Source organism: Burkholderia sp. HI4860, from assembly GCF_002223045.2.
GTDB lineage: Bacteria > Pseudomonadota > Gammaproteobacteria > Burkholderiales > Burkholderiaceae > Burkholderia.
Window position 1 is genome coordinate 913,160 of sequence record NZ_NKFO02000001.1, and the last position, 20,989, is coordinate 934,148.

A 20,989-nucleotide genomic window follows, 5' to 3' on the forward strand; every position below is an offset into this window, starting at 1 on the left:
TTAGCCAGTTATCAAAATTCTGCCTAGACTGCGCCGGTATCCCGTCACCACAGGACTGACGATGTCGGCAACGAAACCCAGGCTGCGCTCCACCCAATGGTTCGGCACGAACGACAAGAACGGCTTCATGTACCGGAGCTGGATGAAGAACCAGGGCATCCCCGATCACGAGTTCGACGGCCGGCCGATCATCGGCATCTGCAATACGTGGTCCGAACTGACGCCGTGCAACGCGCACTTCCGCAAGCTCGCCGAGCACGTGAAGCGCGGGATCTCCGAGGCCGGCGGCTTCCCGGTCGAGTTCCCGGTGTTCTCGAACGGCGAATCGAACCTGCGCCCGTCGGCGATGCTCACGCGCAACCTCGCGTCGATGGACGTCGAGGAGGCGATCCGCGGCAACCCGATCGACGCGGTCGTGCTGCTGGCCGGCTGTGACAAGACGACGCCCGCGCTGCTGATGGGCGCGGCGAGCTGCGACGTGCCGGCGATCGTCGTGTCGGGCGGGCCGATGCTGAACGGCAAGCTCGAAGGCAAGAACATCGGCTCCGGTACCGCCGTGTGGCAACTGCACGAAGCGCTGAAGGCCGGCGAGATCGATGTCCATCACTTCCTGTCGGCGGAGGCCGGGATGTCGCGTTCGGCCGGCACCTGCAACACGATGGGCACCGCGTCGACGATGGCGTGCATGGCCGAGGCGCTCGGCGTCGCGCTGCCGCACAACGCGGCGATTCCGGCCGTCGATTCGCGCCGCTACGTGCTCGCGCACATGTCCGGCATCCGCATCGTCGAGATGGCGCTCGAAGGGCTCGTGCTGTCGAAGATCCTCACGCGCGCGGCGTTCGAAAACGCGATCCGCGCGAACGCGGCGATCGGCGGCTCGACCAACGCGGTGATTCACCTGAAGGCGATCGCGGGCCGCATCGGCGTGCCGCTCGAACTGGAAGACTGGATGCGCATCGGCCGCGACACGCCGACGATCGTCGACCTGATGCCGTCGGGGCGTTTCCTGATGGAAGAGTTCTATTACGCGGGCGGCTTGCCGGCGGTCCTGCGCCGGCTCGGCGAAGGCGGGCTGCTGCCGAACCCGGATGCGCTGACCGTGAACGGCAAGTCGCTGTGGGACAACGTGCGCGAAGCGCCGAACTATGACGAAGAAGTGATTCGCCCGCTCGACCGGCCGCTGATCGCGGACGGCGGCATCCGCATCCTGCGCGGCAATCTCGCGCCGCGCGGCGCGGTGCTGAAGCCGTCGGCGGCGAGCCCCGAGCTGCTCAAGCATCGCGGTCGCGCGGTCGTGTTCGAGAACCTCGACCACTACAAGGCGACGATCAACGACGAGGCGCTCGACATCGACGCAAGCTCGGTGATGGTGCTGAAGAACTGCGGGCCGCGCGGGTATCCGGGGATGGCCGAGGTCGGCAACATGGGGCTGCCGCCGAAGCTGCTGCGTCAGGGCGTGAAGGACATGGTGCGGATTTCCGACGCGCGGATGAGCGGCACCGCCTACGGCACGGTCGTGCTGCACGTCGCGCCGGAAGCCGCTGCCGGCGGGCCGCTCGCGGCCGTGCGCAACGGCGACTGGATCGAGCTCGACTGCGAGGCCGGCACGCTGCATCTGGACATTACGGACGACGAACTGCAGCGCCGTTTGTCGGACGTCGATCCGACCGCGGCGCCGGGCGTGGCCGGCCAGCTCGGCAAGGGCGGCTACGCCCGGCTGTACATCGATCACGTGCTGCAGGCGGACGAGGGGTGCGACCTCGACTTCCTGGTCGGCACGCGCGGCGCGGAGGTGCCGAGCCATTCGCATTGAGCGGCTGCGCGGCAGCCGGTTGCGGGCTCTCCCGGCCCGCGCAACGTGAAACCGTAAACGCATGACGGCCGGTCGCCACCGAGGCCGAAGCAGGACGCGAACCATGACATCGAGCAGCACGCCGCGTTATCGCGGCATTTTCCCCGTCGTTCCGACGACGTTTACCGATACCGGCGAACTCGATCTCGCGAGCCAGAAGCGCGCGGTCGATTTCATGATCGACGCGGGCTCGGACGGGCTGTGCATCCTCGCGAACTTCTCCGAGCAGTTCGCGATCACCGACGACGAACGCGACGTGCTCACGCGCACGATCCTCGACCATGTCGCGGGCCGCGTGCCGGTGATCGTCACGACGTCGCACTACAGCACCCAGGTGTGCGCGGCGCGCAGTCTGCGCGCGCAGCAGCTCGGCGCGGCGATGGTGATGGCGATGCCGCCGTATCACGGCGCGACGTTCCGCGTGCCCGAAGCGCAGATCTTTGATTTCTATACCCGCGTGTCCGACGCGATCGCGATTCCGATCATGGTCCAGGATGCGCCCGCGAGCGGCACCGCGCTGTCGGCCCCGTTCCTCGCGCGAATGGCGCGCGAGATCGAGCAGGTCGCGTACTTCAAGATCGAGACGCCGGGCGCCGCGAACAAGCTGCGCGAGCTGATCCGGCTCGGCGGCGATGCCATCGAGGGGCCGTGGGACGGCGAGGAGGCGATCACGCTGCTCGCCGACCTGCACGCGGGCGCGACCGGCGCGATGACGGGCGGCGGGTTTCCGGACGGCATCCGGCCGATCCTCGAAGCGTGGCGCGAAGGGCGCCATGACGACGCCTACGCGCGCTACCAGGCGTGGCTGCCGCTGATCAACCACGAGAACCGCCAGTCCGGGATCCTCACCGCGAAGGCGCTGATGTGCGCAGGCGGCGTGATCGCGTGCGAGCGGCCGCGGCATCCGATGCCGGAACTGCATCCGGACACGCGCGCGGAACTGCTCGCGATCGCGCGCCGGCTCGACCCGCTCGTGCTGCGCTGGGCGCACTGAACGGTCACCGAACGATTCGCGAAGGAGGCACGCACGATGAGTGATCAGGTTTCGCTGGGGGTCGTCGGCATCGGCAAGATCGCGCGCGACCAGCATCTGCCGGCAATCGACGCCGAACCGGGTTTCAAGCTGACCGCGTGCGCGAGCCGTCACGCGGAAGTCACCGGGGTGCGCAACTATCGCGATCTGCGCGCGCTGCTGGCCGCCGAGCGCGAGCTCGACGCCGTGTCGCTGTGCGCGCCGCCCCAGGTGCGCTACGCGCAGGCGCGCGCCGCGCTCGAAGCCGGCAAACACGTGATGCTCGAGAAGCCGCCGGGCGCGACGCTCGGCGAAGTGGCCGTGCTGGAAGCGCTCGCGCGTGAGCGCGGCCTCACGCTGTTCGCAACCTGGCATTCGCGCTGCGCGAGTGCGGTGGAGCCCGCCCGCGCCTGGCTGGCGACGCGCGCGATCCGCGCGGTGCAGGTGCGCTGGAAGGAAGACGTGCGGCGCTGGCATCCGGGGCAGCAGTGGATCTGGGAGCCGGGCGGCCTCGGCGTGTTCGACCCGGGCATCAACGCGCTGTCGATCGTCACGCGCATCCTGCCGCGTGAGCTCGTGCTGCGCGAGGCGACGCTCATCGTGCCGAGCGACGTGCAGACGCCGATTGCCGCCGAGCTCGATTGTGCGGATACCGACGGCGTGCCGGTGCGTGCGGAATTCGACTGGCGGCACGGCCCGGTCGAGCAATGGGAGATCGCGGTCGACACGGCCGACGGCGTGCTCGCGATCAGCCGCGGCGGCGCGCAGTTGTCGATCGCGGGCGAGCCGGTCGAGCTCGGGCCCGAACGTGAGTATCCGGCGCTGTATGCGCACTTCCACGCGCTGATCGCGCGTGGCGAAAGCGACGTCGACGTACGGCCGTTGCGGCTCGTCGCCGATGCATTCCTGTTCGGCCGGCGCGTGCAGACCGACGCGTTCGGCCGCTGAACCTGCGCGCTTCCGCATGAAGCGCGACGAATGACGGATTACGGCACACATCACGGCACCAGCCGATACAAAGGAGACACCTCATGAACCGCACGATTCGCCGCCATACCCTGCGCGCGCTGCTGGCCGCGCTCTGCATTGCACCGCTCGGCATGCAGGGCGCCGCGCGCGCCGACGCGCCGCTGAAGATCGGCTTCCTGGTGAAGATGCCCGAGCAGGCCTGGTTCATCAACGAGCAGAATGCGGCGTCCGCGCTCGGCCAGAAGGAGAATTTCTCGGTCGTGAAGATCGGCACGCCCGACGGCGAGAAGGTGCTGGCCGCGATCGACAACCTCGGCTCGCAGGGTGCGCAGGGCTTCGTGATCTGCGCGCCGGACGTGCGCCTCGGCCCGGCGATCGCCGCACGCGCGAAGCGCTACAACATGAAGTTCGTGACGGTCGACGACCAGCTCGTCGATTCGACCGGCAAGCCGCTGCCGAACGTGCCGCACCTCGGGATGTCCGCGACCAAGATCGGCAACCAGGTCGGCCAGGCGATCTCCGACGAGATGAAGCGGCGCGGCTGGAAGCCCGAGGAAGTCGGCGCGCTGCGGATCACGAACTACGAGCTGCCGACCGCGAAGCTGCGCACCGACGGCGCGACGCAGGCGCTGCTCGCGAACGGCTTCCGCAAGGAGAACATCTTCGACGCGCCGCAGAAGACGACCGACGACGAAGGCGGCTTCAGCGCGGCCGCGCCGGTGCTCGCGCGCCATCCGAACGTGAAGAAGTGGGTGGTCTACGCGCTGAACGAGGAAACCGTACTCGGCGCGGTGCGTGCGACCGAGCAGCTGCATATCCCGGCGGCCGACGTGATCGGCGTGGGCATCAACGGCGCGGGCGAGGCGTTCGCCGAATTCCAGAAGAAGGAGCCGACGGGCTTCTACGGGACGATCGCCGTCAGCTCGACGAACCACGGCAAGGACAGCACGCAGAACCTCGTCGACTGGATTCGCGGCGGCAAGACGCCGCCGGCCGACACGCAGACGAGCGGCAAGCTGATGACGCGCGCGAACTGGCAGGCGGTGCGCGCCGAGCTCGGCATCTGAGCGCACGAGGCGAGAACGCGATGACGACGCAGACGATGACGGCCGTATCCGGCAACGATGTCGCCGAGACGCCGCCGGGCGGCCCGCTGCTCGCGCTCGACGGCATCACGGTGACGTTCCCGGGCGTACGTGCGCTCGACGCCGTGTCGCTGTCGGTGCGCGCGGGCGAGGTGCACGGGCTGATGGGCGAGAACGGCGCGGGGAAGTCGACGCTGCTGAAGGTGCTGTCCGGCGTGAACCAGCCGCAGGCCGGCACGTTGACGCTGAACGGCACCGAGCAGCGTTTCACGTCGACGCGCGCGGCGCTCGAGGCCGGCATCGCGATCATCTACCAGGAACTGCATCTGGTGCCCGAGCTGACGGTCGCCGAAAACCTGATGCTCGGGCAACTGCCGAGCCGGCTCGGCGTGGTCGACGAACGCACGCTCGCCGCGCGCGCGCTCGACGCGCTGGAGCGGCTCGGCGAGCACATCGATCCGGGCATCCCGGTGAAGTACCTGTCGATCGGCCAGCGCCAGATGATCGAGATCGGCAAGGCGCTGATGCGCGACGCGCGCGTGATCGCGTTCGACGAGCCGACGAGTTCGCTGTCCGCGCGCGAAACCACGCAACTGTTCCGGATCATCCGCGCGCTGCGCGCGGAAGGGCGCGCGATCATCTACGTCACGCACCGGATGGAGGAAGTGTACGAACTGTGCGACCGCGTGACGGTGTTCCGTGACGGCCGCCGCATCGACACGTTCGATGCCGTCACCGATCTCGACCGCGACCGGCTGATCGGCTGCATGGTCGGCCGCTCGATCGAGGACGTGTACGGCTACCGGCCGCGCCCGGCCGGCGACGTGCTGATCGAGGCGAAGGGGCTGGCGGGGCCCGGGTTGTCCGAGCCGGTGTCGTTCACCGCGCGGCGCGGCGAGATCGTCGGCTTCTTCGGGCTCGTGGGCGCGGGCCGCTCGGAGCTGATGAAGCTGCTGTACGGCGCCGCGCGCCCGAGCGCGGGGCACGTCGAGCTGAACGGCAAGCGCGTGGCGTTCGGCAGCCCGCGCGACGCGGTGCGCGCCGGCCTCGCGCTGTGCCCGGAAGACCGCAAGCAGGAAGGCATCGTCGCGATCGCGTCGGTGGCCGACAACCTGAACATCAGCGCGCGCCGGCATTTCAGCCCGGCGCGGGTGCTGCTCGACGGGCGGCGCGAACGCGAACTCGCGCAACGCTACATCGAGCGGCTCGCGATCAAGACCCGCGACGGCGACACGCCGATCGGCGCGCTGTCCGGCGGCAACCAGCAGAAGGTGGTGCTCGCGCGCTGGCTGGCCGAGCGCATCGACGTGTTCCTGATGGACGAGCCGACGCGCGGCATCGACGTCGGTGCGCGCGCGGAAATCTACAACCTGTTCTACGAACTCGCGGAAGCGGGCCGCACGGTGATCCTCGTGTCGAGCGACCTGGCCGAGGTGATCGGCGTGTCGGACCGGATCATCGTGATGAAGGAAGGGCGGATCGCGGGCGAGGTCGCGAAGGCGCAGGCGACGCCCGACGCGCTGATCAAGCTCGCGCTGCCGCGCTAGCGCCCCGCAACGATCAACCGGATGCAAACGACATGAGCCAGGCAATGCAACCCCAACGCACTTCCCCGTCCCCCGATGCCGCCGTCGTACCTGCGCGAGCGCGCGGCGGCGTGTGGCAGCTGATCAACCGCTCCGGCATCGTGATGGTGTTCCTCGTGCTGTTCGCGACGCTGTCGCTGACCGTGCCGGACTTCCTCACGCCGCGCAACATCCAGGGCCTGCTGCTGTCGGTCACGCTGATCGGCTCGATCGCGGTGACGATGATGTTCGTGCTCGCGCTCGGCGAGGTCGACCTGTCGGTCGCGTCGATCGTCGCGTTCTCGGGCGTCGTCGCGTCGACGCTGATCACCGCGACGCACAGCGTCGTGCTCGGCGTCGCGGGCGGCGTGCTCGCGGGCGGGGCGGTCGGGCTCGTCAACGGCGTGCTGATCGCGCGCTGGCGGATCAACTCGCTGATCGTCACGCTCGCGATGATGGAAGTCGTGCGCGGGCTCGCGTTCATCACGTCGAACGGCGACGCGGTGATGATCTCCGAGGAACGCTTCTTCGATCTCGGCGGCGGCTCGTTCCTCGGCATCTCGTATCCGATCTGGAGCAACATCGTCGGCTTCGTCGTGTTCGGCTTCCTGCTGCGCAAGACGGTGTTCGGCAAGAACGTGCTCGCGGTGGGCGGCAACGGCGAGGCCGCGCTGCTCGCCGGGCTGCCGGTGATGCGCATCAAGATCACCGTGTTCGTGCTGCAGGGCCTCGTGACGGGGTTTGCCGGCGTGATGCTCGCGTCGCGGATGAGCCTGGGCGACCCGAAGACGTCGGTCGGGCTCGAGCTCGGTGTGATTTCCGCGTGCGTGCTGGGCGGCGTGTCGCTGACGGGCGGCGTCGCGACGATCTCCGGCGTGCTGGTCGGCGTGCTGATCATGGGCTCCGTGCAGGATGCGATGAGCCTGCTGAACGTGCCGACGTTTTACCAATATCTGATACGCGGCGGAATTCTGTTGCTCGCGGTGCTGTTCGACCAGTATCGTCGCAACCAGCGGCGCGCGATGAAGATCTGACCCTGGCGAACGCGCGGCCGCCTGCATAAGCGACAGATATCGGGAGACGGCATGCAACAGATTCATCCGGCCACGCAGGCGACGCTGCTGGCGGACACCCGCAACACGCTCGGCGAAGGCGCGACGTGGTGCGACAGGACGCACGCGCTGTATTGGGTGGACATCGAAGGCGCGCAACTGTGGCGCTGCCGTGGGGATGGCTCCGACCTCACGCCGTGGGCGATGCCCGAGCGGCTCGCGTGTTTCGCGCTGACCGACGACCCGGACGTGCTGCTCGTCGGGCTCGCGACGCATCTCGCGTTCTTCAATCTGCGCAGCGGCGCGTTCACGCGGATCGTCGACGTCGAGCCCGAGCTGCCGACGCGGCTGAACGACGGGCGCTGCGACGGTTCCGGCGCGTTCGTGTTCGGGATGAAGGACGAGGGCAGCGAGCCGCCGCGCGCGGTGGGCGGGTTCTATCGGCTCAATGCCGATCTCACGCTCGAACGGCTGGCGTTGCCCGCGGCTGCGATCGCGAACAGCATCGGGTTCTCGCCTGATGGCGCGAAGATGTATTTCTGCGATTCGCTGGTACGCGAGATTTTCGTGTGCGATTACCGTGCGGGCGGCGATGTCGCGAACGTGCGGCCGTTCGCGCGGCTGACCGATGCCGACGGCGATCCGGACGGCTCGATCGTCGATCGCGACGGCGGCCTGTGGAATGCGCAGTGGGGCGGCAGGCGCGTGGTGCGCTACGGGCCGGACGGTGTCGAAACGGATCGCGTGGCTGTACCGACCGCGCAGCCGAGTTGCGCGGCGCTCGACGGTGAGAGTCGCCTCTACGTGACGAGCGCGCGCATCGGATTGAGCGACGATGCGCTGGCCGACGACCCGCATGCGGGCGGTGTGTTCGTCGTGCAGACGCGGCACGCGGGGTTGCCGACAGCGCGGTTTGCGGGAACGCCGCGCGGCCTGAATGGCCGGCGATGACGGGGGAAGTCCATCCATTCGCGGACAAGAATCCGGTTAGTTCGGGGGGATGTCTTGAACGCGATTTTGCTTATGGACTTCGGTCTTTCCGGCTCACGCTTGATCAGATTCCGGGTCGTCCTGCATCCACCATACCGGATGATCATGCGGCTCTCGCAACCACATCCAGCGACCCGGCACGTGCTCGGTGGGCCGCCGTTGTTCGCGTTCCTCCCAAGGCATCAACGTGCGGACCGTGGGGAATGCTCGCCCCTTGTAGACCACCAATGAATGGCTGGAAACCGTGGAGAATCCCTCCCACAACCCGGTCTCGGGACACAGCATGCCAGTGCACAGGTTCATTTCGCCGTATTTCTGACGTTTCGCCTGTCGCTCTTCAAGGCGACGTTGCCTGCGTTCCTCGGGCGTCAAGATTTTGTATGTGCGGCGTATCTCGACTATCCACAGTCGCTGCGGAAATGATCCATCCACCGGATTGATGTAACCAAGATCGACATCGATTGGAAATTTGCTCCCGGGGACGTCTTTTGAGCGATAGCGAAAGGACTGCAAGTTGGGAGCATCGGGGGTGCGCGTCCTTATTTCATTCCCATATCGATGATTCCCTCGAGAGTTAACCCAATAGTCCTCTAACTGGAGAAGCGACTTTATTTCCGTGTCAGGCAGATTGGCAACCCTTGCGTCAACGACAATTCTTACCCCAGCCGGAACAATTTTCACCTTATCGCGATCCTCACTGTAGTCCTCCGGATCGTCGCCAGTGGAAAATTCAATCTTCGTCCCGCGCAGCGCACGATTTTTGTATTTATAAAGAAACCCTTTTGCGGGAGGATGCGTCCACGTCGTGTAATTCGCTCCGAAGACAATATGCTCGGGATCGTATGGCGCATTATCGCGCAGGATCGCCATTGCTGTTTTAAGGATGGCGCGCAGCATGACGCGCTGCTCCTCGTCTGTCGCCTGCATTTCAAACCCCTCCCCCAATGGCGTTAAGTGAAGCATCGTATCCTCCTGTGCATGTACCGGGGTTACGCACAAAAGCACGATCAGGGCGGTCCCAATAGGCTTGCACCACTTCCGCACACGCATAAGCATCTTCTTCATGTAACTGGCTCCGATATCCTCTTCGAAACTCACCATCTTTTTGCTTATGGGTTTTCGTCTTTCCGGGTCACGCTTGATTAAATTCCGGGTCGTGCATCCACCATACCGGATGATCGTGCGGCTCTCGCAGCCACATCCAGCGGCCCGGCACGTGCTCGGTAGGCCGCCGTTGTTCGCGTTCCTCCCAAGGCATCAACGTGCGGACCGTGGGGAATGCTCGCCCCTTGTAGACCACCAATGAGTGGCTGGAAACCGTGGAGAATCCCTCCCACAACCCGGTCTCGGGACACAACATGCCAGTGCACAGGTTCATTTCGCCGTATTTCTGACGTTTCGCCTGCCGCTCTTCAAGGCGACGTTGCCTGCGTTCCTCGGGCGTCAATATTTTATATGCGCGGCTAATTCTCACTTCATCAAGGAAAGGTGGAGATGATCCGTCGGGGGAAGTGACGTAAAAAAGTGAAACATCCACCGGGAACTTACTGCTCGGAACATCTTTCGATCGATACCGAAAACCTTCCAAATTCGGGTCGGCCGGAGTATGCCCACCAACCTGATTTCCGTAGTTTCGCCTCCCACCTCCATCAACCCAATAGTCCTCTAGCTGGAGAAGTGATTTGATTTCCGTGTCCGGCAATCCGACAACCCTCGCGTCGAGGACAATTCTTACCCCAGCTGGAACGATTCTTACCTTATCGCGGTTATCGCTGTAGTCCTCTGGATCGTCGCCAGTAGAAAATTCGATCTTCGTCCCGCGCAGTGCACGATTTGCGTATTTATAAAGAAACCCTTTTGCAGGAGGGTGCGTCCACGTTGTGAAATTTGTTCCGAAGACAATATGCTCGGGATCGTACGGTGCGTCATCGCGCAGGATCGCCATTGCTGTGTTAAGGATGGTGCGCAGCGCGACGCGCTGCTCCTCGGCTGTCGTGTGCATTTCAAATCCCTCCCCCAACGGCGTTAAGTGAAGCATCGTATCCTCCTGTGCACGTACCGGGGTTGCGCACGAAAGCACGATCAGGGCGGTCCCAATAGGCTTGCACCACTTCCGCACACGCATAAGCATCTTCTTCATGTAACTGGCTCCGATATCCTCTTCGAAACTCACCATCTTTTTGCTTATGGGTTTTCGTCTTTCCGGGTCACGCTTGATTAAATTCCGGGTCGTGCATCCACCATACCGGATGATCGTGCGGCTCTCGCAGCCACATCCAGCGGCCCGGCACGTGCTCGGTAGGCCGCCGTTGTTCGCGTTCCTCCCAAGGCATCAACGTGCGGACCGTGGGGAATGCTCGCCCCTTGTAGACCACCAATGAGTGGCTAGAAACCGTGGAGAATCCCTCCCACAACCCGGTCTCGGGACACAACATGCCAGTGCACAGGTTCATTTCGCCGTATTTCTGACGTTTCGCCTGCCGCTCTTCAAGGCGACGTTGCCTGCGTTCCTCGGGCGTCAAGATTTTGTATGTGCGGCGAATTCTCACTTCATCAAGGAAGGGCGGAGATGATCCGTCTAGCGAATTTACGTAAAGTAGATTCACATTCACGGGAAACTTGCTTCCCGGAATGTCTTTTGAGCGGTAGCGGAAGGATCGCAAATTCGGCATATTCGGATCGTGTACCATCATCTCGTTCCCGTATCGACGATTTCCCTCTCCGTCGACCCAGTAGTCCTCCAACTGAAGAAGTGATTTAATTTCCGTAGCCGACAAACCAGCAACCCTTGCGTCGAAAATAATCCTTACTCCGGCCGGAACAATTTTTACCTTGTCGCGATTATCGCTGTAGTCCTCCGGGTCGTCGCCTGTGGAAAATTCGATCGTCGTTCGACGTAGCGCACGATTGGCGTACTTATAAAGAAATCCTTTTGCCGGAGGGTGCGTCCACGTCGTGTAGTTTGTACCAAAGAGAATATTCTTCGGATCGTATGGTGCGTCATCGCGCAGGATCGCCATTGCTGTGTTAAGGATGGTGCGCAGCGCGACGCGCTGCTCCTCGGCTGTCGTGTGCATTTCAAATCCCTCCCCCAACGGCGTTAAGTGAAGCATCGTATCCTCCTGTGCACGTACCGGGGTTGCGCACGAAAGCACGATCAGGGCGGTCCCAATAGGCTTGCACCACTTCCGCACACGCATAAGCATCTTCTTCATGTAACTGGCTCCGGTATCCCTCTTCGAATTTCACCATCTTGGCCGCTGTTTCTGGCGACACTCTCAACAGCTTGCACACCTCGGCCTGTGCAATTGGCACGTCGGGCTTCAGATAGGATCCGCCCGTCTGATTCTGCAGATACGAAATCATCCAGTAATAGTGGAAAATCAACATGCGATGAAGTCCGGTGGCAACCCGTGCATCGCTGGGGATTTGAGTTTTCTTTGCAATCGCGTAAATATCTTCGTGGACATATTGTTGATAAATTACATTTATTTTATGAAACAAATAATAATCGTCGCTGTGCTGATTAAGCAAAGCCATCATCCAGAATGCCTGCTGGCAGTGTCGTGCTTCGTGATAAAGAAAGTCGGCGAACGCCTTCAGGTTGCCATTCAAGGTCGCTGCATTGTTTGATGATGCGATGATCTTCAGTATCTCGGTTTCTTGAATGACGATCGTCCACTTTGGTATGGAGAACGACGCGCTTACGTCCGAGCGCATGTTGTATTTGGCAAAACCTTCCGTTGCATTAACAATATCGATCTTGGGAGTCGCCCCATTTGAATTCATTGGGTTCCCTGAAGAACCACTTGGCAATCCAAATGGCCCTGCCGCAAGAGCGGTATTCAATACATTGCCAACCGCAAGCGCGATATTTTCCTTCAGGCTTCTTGATATCTCGCCGCTTAACGTATTGAACTTTCCCCACTCAATCCCATCGAGTGCCTTCTTGATCGCCGCCGTATAGGCCTTGGTCACCGGATACTCAATATCACGACGTACCGGCATGTCCGGGGGCGTATCGCCCTGTTTAGCCCCGTCGATGAAGTGATGGAAGCGCAACCCGAAGTTCAGCGGATCGCAGGTCGCGAACGCGGCCGGCTGACGCTCGGACGTCGCTCCCTGTTCCGGGGTGCTGACCTTCTTGCCCTTGATCGTCGTGGTGCGTTTGTCGGCGTTCGGAGCTTGCGCGGTGTAGGGCGTCGTGTTGTCACGCACGACGGCCGCCCGGTTCACCGCAATCACCCTGTCCGGATCGCTCGCCGCCAGCAGTTCCACCGTGCCGAACGCGATGTCGTGGCTCGTCACGACTTCCGTTTCGCCCAGCGCGTTACTTACGCCCTCGATCACGCGTCCGTTGTCGAGCGTGACGCGGTACGGCTGGTTCGGCAGGGCAAACCCACTGTCGTGTTCCACCAGCACAAAGTGCGCGGCAAACTGCCCAGGATTGTCGGGCGTGACTGGCACGCGCATCGGCCGCACCTGCGCCGCGTCTGTCTGATGGCTGCCTGCATAGACCGTATGTTCGCCGGCCGTCCGCACGACGTAACCTTGATCGCTGATGCGAACCTCCGTACTGCCCGCGTGCAGTACGATTTCCTCTGCCGCATGCAGATGGATACTGTCAGTCGTACTCGTGATGTTGATGGTCTTCCTTGCGGTGAGGTCGACACCATCGGTCTGCGCTTCGATCCGCACTTTCCCCGCCGCGGCGACCAGCGCGATGCCCGCCTTGTGCACGAACAGCGAAAACGCATTCGACACGCTCGCGAACAGCGAACGCCCCACGGCAAGCCCGACATGTCGACCGGTCGTCACCGCCACATCCTCTGCGCTCGCGATATGGGTGCTACGCTCGGCCGCAAGACTAATCCCCGCCGGCCCGGTCATCACAATGTCGGGTTCCGTCAGCTCCGGGAATTCGTCCACCGTACCGGACGGTGTTCCCCGAATCGCATCGCAACGCGCCTTGATCGTACGGGTTACATCGCTCTGGTCTGCACCACGTTGTTGTGCGTCGTGCTGCTGCGCCAAATTCGTAAGGCTTTCTTGCAGCGCGCGCGCCTGCGTCAGCCGGCCCACCGCCTCCTTGGCGTCCTTCGCGTGGCCCGGGCCACCTGGTTGTCCGTCTGCCGAGAAGAGCATGCCCTTCAACGCCCGGACAACGCCCCAGTCATCGGTCCGAAGATCGAAGCCTCTGCCGCGAGCATCGGCGCGCCCCGTCTTGCGCGTCATTCGCCGAAGGTTGCCGAGGCTCAGCATCGACATGCCCGCGTCGCTGGCAAGCTGCGTCTGGATTTGTTCCCGCGTATCGTCGATCGCCAGATGGCCGGATGCCGTGCCATGGAGCTCCCGGCCACGAATGACCGACACCGCGTGGTTGTGCGGTTGGTCCAGTGCAGGCTGGCGGAACGCGTTGACGGCGCTCCCGATGATCACCGGCAAATCCGGGTCGCCGTAGTAGTGCGACACCGCCACTTCATGACCGATGCGCGGAATGAACGTCGCACCCATGTCCGCGCCTTGCCAAGGCGACAGCACACGCAGCCAGATGCCCGAATTCTCGTCGTGCTTGCCCTGCCGGTCCCATGCGAATTGCACCTTCACGCGGCCGTATTGATCCGTCCAGATTTCCTGCCCGGCGGGGCCGACGACGATCGCTTTCTCGGGGCCGCCCATAATGGGCTTGCGTACGCTGCGCTCGAGCCGGAACAGCTCGTTCGTCGGCAGCAGTTCGAATTGCGCGTCGGCACGATAGGTCTGCGCGCTGCCGGCTCGCCCTGCGACTTCCTCGATATCGAGCGTGCAGGACACAACCACATACTCGCGATTCGCCGCCTGTTGCGGATGGCCGATGAGCGTGAAGGTGTGGCCGACCGTGAGGCCGCGCAGACTTCCTTTACCGTTCGCCCGTCGCCCGGCACAGCGCTGCGCCTCAAGCCGCACACGTGCGAAGTGCCGCGCCTCCCCCTCCGTATCGTTCGGCTGGCCCGTCAGCCCTTGGGCGCCGGCGAGCGGCTGACTGTAGTCTCCCCATTCATAAATCTCGCCATCGGAGCTGGCCGTCGGTCGAGGGTCTTCCACGGACACGCCAAGCCTCGCGCGTGGCCTCGTGTAGTCGTAATCGGTGGCGCTCACGGACCCTGCCGTCAATCGACTGGTCACGGACAGCGTGTGAATGTGTTCCTCGTCGATGCGCTGACCGCCAGGCGGCAGATAGCGCAACGTCTCGTAAGCCTCGCCGTGCGGTTGGTGTCCGCCCATCGTGTCGCACAGGACCAGACGGTGATGGCCGTCATCATGTTCGAACCACCACCAGATGCCCCATTCCTCCCAGAGCCGTTGCAGGAACGCCCAGTCCGATTCGAAGGCCTGTCGCTGTACGTCGCGTTTCGGGTAGACGCCCCGAAAGGCGCCAAGGCGCTTGTCGACGGGGTAGGGATATTTCGAGAGGACTGCGTCGGTGATTTCAACGACGGTCATATCCTGAAACAGCCGGCAATCCTGCGTGAGGGTCGCGCGATAGAGCCATGGCCGCAGTTCGAGTTCGTACAGGATCGCGTCACGATCCTGACCGGCAAGCCGTGCCACTTCGACCAATCCGGTGATCTGGCGCGTACCCGCCCCGATGTTGCCGCGCCCGGTGTTACCCGCCAGCCCCGGCATGAACCGACCTTTGCCTTCGAGCTGGATCGACACGGTGACTTCCGTGCCGACTATCTTGTCCAGATCGAGATCGGCCGTGCGGCTCGGCGAAATAGCATAGGCGTCGTCGGTGCGCAGTGTGACGAGGTAGCGGCATTCGTCGAGGCGGCCGATGGTTTCGGTGCCTTGCAGGCGCACCGGGATGAATACCGGCAGCGCATCCACGCCATAGGTCGGCAATGACGCACCCGCGATCGACAGCGTGCGAGCTTGAACAAAAAGCGCCATTTACGCTGCCCCTGTCGTCCGCTGACCAATGATGGTCGCACCGCACCCGGTCTTGTCGCCGTGATAGCCCACGCGCCGACCGTGATGGGTACGCGGGCCACTCGCCAGCAACGGAAAAACGCCACCGCATTTCGGACAACGAACGTCGTGGCCATCAAGAGCGACACCAATGCCAAGATGCTTCAGATTACTGGCAGCTTCAATGACGGTGCCGCCATGATCGGTGGCGTCTCCAAGTCGAACCATTTCGAGGCCTTGTGCGTTCTTCATCGATGACACGTTCGAGGAATGAGGCACTCTTTTACCTCGCATCAAAGCGCCGCACAATTTTCAAGATGGAGTTTGGTAATTTTCAATATTTTAATTAGCAGGTCGACTGATATTTTCGTACTTATATGAGTTCATTGTGAATGTGACCCGCGTTGAGATTGATGTCACGCCCATGCCGTTCACCGCCCGACCTGCTGGTAAGATGGCCCGCAATTCCATCCCGCCCGCACCATGAGTTCCGCACCAACCAAACCCGCGAATCCGAAGCCCGCCACGAAGCCCGCCGCCCGTGCGACCGGCGACAAGCCGAAGGCGCGCGTGCAGCAGCGCCTGACCTACGTGATCGGCGGTCTCGACCGGCTGCTGCGCCGCCACATGACCGACGCGCTCGCCCCGCTTGGCATCACGCTCGCGCAATACACGGCGCTGTCGGTGCTCGAGGCGCGCGGCGCATCGTCGAACGCGCAACTGGCCGAGCGCTCGTGGATCACGCCGCAATCGGCGAATGAAGTGATGAGCGTGATGGCCGCCCGCGGCTTCGTCACGCGTGAAGCGGACCCGTCGCACGGCCGCATCATCCTGCTGACGCTGACCGACGAAGGCGCGGCGATGCTGCGCGAATGCGAAGCCGTGCTGCGCCCGCTCGAGACGCGCATGCTCGGCGACGTCTCCGCCGACACGGCCGCGGACGTGCAGCGCGCGCTCGAACTGTTCTCGCGCAACCTGCGCGGCTGACCGCTTCCCCGATTTCACGACACGGGCCCGCCGGGCCCGCGCTCGCTTCGTCCGCGCCATCGACGGCCGGCCGACCGCTCCCTGATTTCCCCGCCGCTTTCTCCGCTTTCCGCTCCGGGTTTACACCGGCGCGCGTGCCGCTTGCAATATCAGGTAGCCTGATATTAAATGAAGCCGTCCGCAGCAGGAATGCTGCGCACCGAATCGCACAGGAACGAACGACAGGAACCGATATGAGCAAGTACGACAACCGCTGGCAGACCGTTGAAGTGAAGGTGGAGGCCGGCATCGCGTGGGTCACGCTGAACCGCCCGGACAAGCGTAATGCGATGAGCCCGACGCTCAACCAGGAGATGCTGCAGGTACTCGACGCGGTCGAATTCGACGACGAAGCAAAGGTGCTCGTCCTCACCGGCGCGGGCGCTGCATGGACGGCCGGCATGGATCTGAAGGAGTACTTCCGGGAGATCGACGGCGGCTCCGACGCGCTGCAGGAAAAAGTGCGCCGCGACGCATCGGAATGGCAATGGCGCCGCCTGCGGATGTACAACAAGCCGACCATCGCGATGGTGAACGGCTGGTGCTTCGGCGGCGGTTTCTCGCCGCTCGTCGCGTGCGACCTCGCGATCGCGGCCGACGAAGCGGTGTTCGGGCTGTCGGAGATCAACTGGGGCATCCCGCCCGGCAACCTCGTCAGCAAGGCGATGGCCGACACGGTCGGGCACCGCCGCGCGCTGCACTACATCATGACCGGCGACACGTTCACCGGCGTGGAAGCGGCCGACATGGGCCTCGTGAACAGCAGCGTGCCGCTGGCCGAACTGCGTGACGCGACGATCGCGCTCGCGGCGCGGCTGATGGACAAGAATCCGGTCGTGCTGCGCGCGGCGAAGCACGGCTTCAAGCGCGCGCGCGAACTCACGTGGGAACAGTGCGAGGATTACCTGTACGCGAAGCTCGACCAGGCGCAACTGCGCGATCCGGAACATGGCCGCGAGCAAGGGTTGAAGCAGTTCCTCGACGACAAGACGATCAAGCCGGGCCTGCAGGCCTACAAGCGCTGATACAAGCGCGGACGCAGCCGCCGGCTTCCCCGCCGGCGTATTCGCAAGAGACAGGCATGGCAGGAGACAACATGACCGACAGACGGATGCTGATCGCGGGCGAGTGGTGTGCGGCCCGCGACGGGCGCACCTTCGACCGATTCAACCCCGCGACGGGCGCGCTGGCGTCGCGTGCGCCGGCGGCCGGCCTCGCCGACGCCGACGCGGCGATCGACGCCGCGCACCGCGCGTTTCCCGCCTGGTCGGCGCTCGCGCCGACCGAGCGCCGCCGGCTGCTGCTGAAGGCGGCCGACCTGATGGACGCGCGCATCGACGCGTTCATCGCGACGGGCGTGGCCGAAACCGGCGCGACGCCGGGCTGGATCGGCTTCAACGTGACGCTCGCGGCGAACATGCTGCGCGAGGCCGCGTCGATGACGACGCAGATCGCCGGCGACGTGATCCCGTCCGACGTGCCCGGCAATCTCGCGCTGGCGATGCGCGTGCCGTGCGGCGTCGTGCTCGGCATCGCGCCGTGGAACGCGCCGGTGATCCTCGGCACGCGCGCGCTGGCGATGCCGCTCGCGTGCGGCAACACGGTCGTGCTGAAGGCATCCGAAGCGTGCCCCGGCGTGCATGCGCTGATCGGGGCGGTGCTGGACGAAGCGGGGCTCGGCGCGGGCGTGGTCAACGTGATCACGCACGCGGCGGCCGACGCACCCGAACTCGTCGAGCGGCTGATCGCGCATCCGCACGTGACGCGGATCAACTTCACCGGGTCGACGCATGTCGGGCGCATCATCGCGCGTCACGCGGCCGCCCACCTGAAACCGGTGCTGCTCGAACTCGGCGGCAAGGCGCCGGTGCTGGTGCTCGACGATGCGGATCTCGACGCAGCTGTCGACGCGATCGCGTTCGGCGCGTTCTTCAACCAGGGGCAGATCTGCATGTCGACCGAGCGCGTGATCGCCGCGCGGCCGATTGCCGATGCGCTCGTCGAACGCCTCGCCGCGAAGGCGCGCACGCTGGTCGCGGGCGATCCGCTGGCCGGCCATCCGCTCGGCACGATGGTCGACGCGGCGGCCGCCGCTCGCGCGGCATCGCTCGTCGAAGACGCGCGTGCGCACGGTGCTCAGCTGCCGCTCGGGTGCCGCGTGGAAGGCGCGACGATGCAGCCGGCGATCGTCGATGGCGTGACGCGCGACATGCGCCTGTATCGCGAGGAATCGTTCGCGCCGGTCGTCGCGATCCTGCGCGCGGACAGCGACGACGAAGCGGTCGCGCTTGCGAACGACAGCGAGTTCGGGCTGTCGGCGAGCGTGTTCAGCCGCGATGTCGCGCGTGCGATGGCGGTCGCACGCCGGATCGAATCGGGGATCTGCCACATCAACGGGCCGACCGTTCACGACGAGGCGCAGATGCCGTTCGGCGGCACGAAGGCGAGCGGCTACGGCCGCTTCGGCAGCCGTGCGTCGATCGCCGAATTCACCGAGCTGCGCTGGATCACCGTGCAGACCACGCCGCGGCACTACCCCATATGAGCGAGGCGACGATGAATGATGCGACGCTCGCCAGCGGGCCGGTGAACGACACGGGCGGCGTGCGCTATCGCGCAGCGGCCGTCGCCGTCGGCGCGGCCGAGATACGTCGCGCGGAAAACGGCGCGTGGTACCTGCGTTCGCGCGAACCACTCGGCGACTATCCGACGCGGCTGACCGACTGCCTCGTGAACGGCGCGCAAGCGCATCCCGATCGCGTGCTGGCCGCGAAGCGCGGCGATGACGGCCACTGGATCGAGATCACTTATGCGCAGATGCTCGAACGCGCCCGCGCACTCGGTCAGGGCCTCGTCGATCTCGGGCTGTCGGCCGAGCGTCCGCTCGCGGTGCTGTCCGGCAACGACCTGGAGCATCTGCAGCTGATGTTCGCGGCGATGCTGGCCGGCGTGCCGTACTCGCCGATCTCGCCCGCGTATTCGCTGGTGTCGACCGACTACGGCAAGCTGCGTCATACGCTCGGTGTGCTGAAGCCGGGTGCGGTGTTCGTCGCCGAACGCGCGCCGTTCGCGCGTGCGCTCGACGCCGTGTTGCCGGCCGATGCGGCGCTGATCGTCGCACGCGACGACGATGTCGACGCCGACGCCGACGGAAAGGGCCGCGCGGTGCCGCTCTCGCACTTGCTCGCCACCCCTCCGCGCACGATCGACGCGATCCACGCGGCGGTCGGCCCCGATCATCTCGCGAAGATCCTGTTCACGTCCGGCTCGACGAAGCAGCCGAAGGCCGTGCCGACCACGCACCGGATGCTGTGCAGCAACCAGCAGATGCTGCGCCAGACGATGCCCGAACTGACGCGCGAACCGCCGGTGCTGGTCGACTGGCTGCCGTGGAATCACACGTTCGGCGGCAGTCACAACCTCGGCATCGCGCTATACAACGGCGGCACGCTGTATATCGACGACGGCCGCCCGATGCCGGGCCGCTTCGACGAAACCGTGCGCAACCTGCGCGAGATCGCGCCGACGATCTACTTCAACGTGCCGAAAGGCTGGGAAGAACTGACGGCCGCGCTCGAACGCGATGCCGAGTTGCGCGACACGTTCTTCTCGCGCGTGAAGCTGTATTTCTTCGGTGGCGCGGGCCTGTCGCAGGCCGCGTGGGACCGGCTCGACCGCGTGACCGAAGCGCATTGCGGCGAGCGGATCCGGATCATGGCCGGCCTCGGGATGACGGAGGCGTCGCCGTCGTGCCTGTTCACGACGGGGCCGCTGATGCGCGCCGGCTATATCGGGCTGCCCGCGCCCGGCTGCGACGCGAAGCTCGTGCCGTGCGGCGGCAAGCTCGAACTGCGTTTCAAGGGGCCGAACGTGATGCGTGGCTACTGGCACGTGGACGTCGATCCGCGCGATGTATTCGACGACGAAGGCTATTACCGCAGCGGGGACGCGGGCGTGTTCGCCGATCCGGCGCGGCCGGAGCTCGGGCTGCTGTTCGACGGGCGGCTGACCGAGGATTTCAAGCTGAGCAGCGGCACCTTCGTGAGCGTCGGGCCGTTGCGCGCGAACGCGGTGTCGAGCGGCGCGCCGTACGTGCAGGACGTGGTCGTCACCGGGATCAATCGCGACGACATCGGGCTGCTGGTGTTTCCGCGCGTCGACGCGTGCCGTGCGTTGGCGGGGCTCGCCGCCGATGCGTCGGTGACCGACGTGCTGCGCGCGCCGGCCGTGCGCGCGGTGTTCGAGCAATGGCTCGTCGAGCTGAACCGGCAGGCGAGCGGCGGTTCGACGTTCGTCGCGCGCATCCGGCTGATCGACACGCCGCCGTCGCTCGACCTCGGCGAAGTGACCGACAAGGGTTCGTTGAACCAGGCGGCCGTGCAGCAGCATCGCGCGGCGACGATCGACGCGCTGTATGACCCGGCGCGGCGCGATCCCGACGTGATTTACGCGTAACCGGAAGCACATCGCATCACGCAGACACAACG

Annotated in this window: 16 protein-coding genes; 11 read left to right on the forward strand and 5 right to left on the reverse strand. The window is 64.8% G+C overall.

Annotated elements, in window-relative coordinates; translation table 11 throughout:
* Positions 1-61: 61 nt before the first annotated feature.
* From CFB34_RS04140 to CFB34_RS04170, 7 genes are all read left to right on the forward strand, one after another.
* Positions 62-1,813, forward strand: coding sequence for an IlvD/Edd family dehydratase (locus CFB34_RS04140; RefSeq protein ID WP_046548787.1), 1,752 nt, complete (start codon positions 62-64; stop codon positions 1,811-1,813).
* Positions 1,814-1,916: 103 nt separating this feature from the next.
* Entirely contained in the window at positions 1,917-2,846 is a 930-nt protein-coding gene (locus CFB34_RS04145; protein WP_089443756.1) for a dihydrodipicolinate synthase family protein, read from the forward strand.
* A gap of 36 nt (positions 2,847-2,882) precedes the next feature.
* On the forward strand, positions 2,883-3,812 hold the full coding sequence (locus CFB34_RS04150) for a Gfo/Idh/MocA family oxidoreductase (protein WP_089443757.1): 930 nt from the start codon (positions 2,883-2,885) through the stop codon (positions 3,810-3,812).
* Positions 3,813-3,895: 83 nt separating this feature from the next.
* Complete coding sequence (locus CFB34_RS04155) at positions 3,896-4,900, forward strand: arabinose ABC transporter substrate-binding protein (protein ID WP_089443758.1); 1,005 nt, start codon at positions 3,896-3,898, stop codon at positions 4,898-4,900.
* 20 nt (positions 4,901-4,920) lie between these two features.
* Entirely contained in the window at positions 4,921-6,465 is a 1,545-nt protein-coding gene (gene araG / locus CFB34_RS04160; protein ID WP_089443759.1) for an L-arabinose ABC transporter ATP-binding protein AraG, read from the forward strand.
* 32 nt (positions 6,466-6,497) lie between these two features.
* Positions 6,498-7,517, forward strand: coding sequence for an L-arabinose ABC transporter permease AraH (araH, locus tag CFB34_RS04165; protein WP_089433524.1), 1,020 nt, complete (start codon positions 6,498-6,500; stop codon positions 7,515-7,517).
* 51 nt (positions 7,518-7,568) lie between these two features.
* Entirely contained in the window at positions 7,569-8,486 is a 918-nt protein-coding gene (locus tag CFB34_RS04170; protein WP_089443760.1) for an SMP-30/gluconolactonase/LRE family protein, read from the forward strand.
* A 93-nt stretch (positions 8,487-8,579) separates the two neighbouring features.
* On the opposite strand, the gene CFB34_RS04175 is transcribed toward CFB34_RS04170, so the two are convergent.
* The 5 genes from CFB34_RS04175 to CFB34_RS04195 form a co-directional block, all read right to left on the reverse strand.
* Positions 8,580-9,452, reverse strand: coding sequence for a hypothetical protein (locus CFB34_RS04175; RefSeq protein WP_089443761.1), 873 nt, complete (start codon positions 9,450-9,452; stop codon positions 8,580-8,582).
* Between the two features lie 205 nt (positions 9,453-9,657).
* Positions 9,658-10,665 carry a hypothetical protein gene (locus tag CFB34_RS04180; protein ID WP_242808559.1) on the reverse strand — a complete coding sequence of 336 codons (1,008 nt, stop codon included), beginning with the start codon at positions 10,663-10,665 and terminating at the stop codon, positions 9,658-9,660.
* A gap of 67 nt (positions 10,666-10,732) precedes the next feature.
* Positions 10,733-11,638, reverse strand: coding sequence for a hypothetical protein (locus CFB34_RS04185; protein ID WP_242808560.1), 906 nt, complete (start codon positions 11,636-11,638; stop codon positions 10,733-10,735).
* Positions 11,604-15,458 (reverse strand): type VI secretion system Vgr family protein, encoded by a 3,855-nt coding sequence (gene tssI / locus CFB34_RS04190; RefSeq protein WP_089441348.1) that lies wholly within the window; start codon positions 15,456-15,458, stop codon positions 11,604-11,606. The genes CFB34_RS04185 and tssI overlap by 35 nt, the downstream gene beginning before the upstream one ends.
* Positions 15,459-15,728, reverse strand: a complete 270-nt coding sequence (locus CFB34_RS04195) for a PAAR domain-containing protein (RefSeq protein ID WP_089441349.1) — start codon at positions 15,726-15,728, stop codon at positions 15,459-15,461.
* A 231-nt stretch (positions 15,729-15,959) separates the two neighbouring features.
* Between CFB34_RS04195 and CFB34_RS04200 the strand changes: the two genes are divergently transcribed.
* From CFB34_RS04200 to CFB34_RS04215, 4 genes are all read left to right on the forward strand, one after another.
* The gene (locus CFB34_RS04200) at positions 15,960-16,463 is read left to right on the forward strand and encodes a MarR family winged helix-turn-helix transcriptional regulator (protein WP_089441350.1); all 504 of its coding nucleotides are present in this window, start codon (positions 15,960-15,962) and stop codon (positions 16,461-16,463) included.
* A gap of 233 nt (positions 16,464-16,696) precedes the next feature.
* Positions 16,697-17,527, forward strand: coding sequence for a p-hydroxycinnamoyl CoA hydratase/lyase (locus CFB34_RS04205; RefSeq protein WP_089441351.1), 831 nt, complete (start codon positions 16,697-16,699; stop codon positions 17,525-17,527).
* 71 nt (positions 17,528-17,598) lie between these two features.
* A complete protein-coding gene (locus tag CFB34_RS04210) occupies positions 17,599-19,047 on the forward strand; it encodes an aldehyde dehydrogenase (RefSeq protein ID WP_089441352.1) in 1,449 nt (482 codons plus the stop codon).
* Entirely contained in the window at positions 19,044-20,957 is a 1,914-nt protein-coding gene (locus tag CFB34_RS04215) for a feruloyl-CoA synthase (protein WP_089441353.1), read from the forward strand. The genes CFB34_RS04210 and CFB34_RS04215 overlap by 4 nt, the downstream gene beginning before the upstream one ends.
* Positions 20,958-20,989 lie beyond the last annotated feature (32 nt).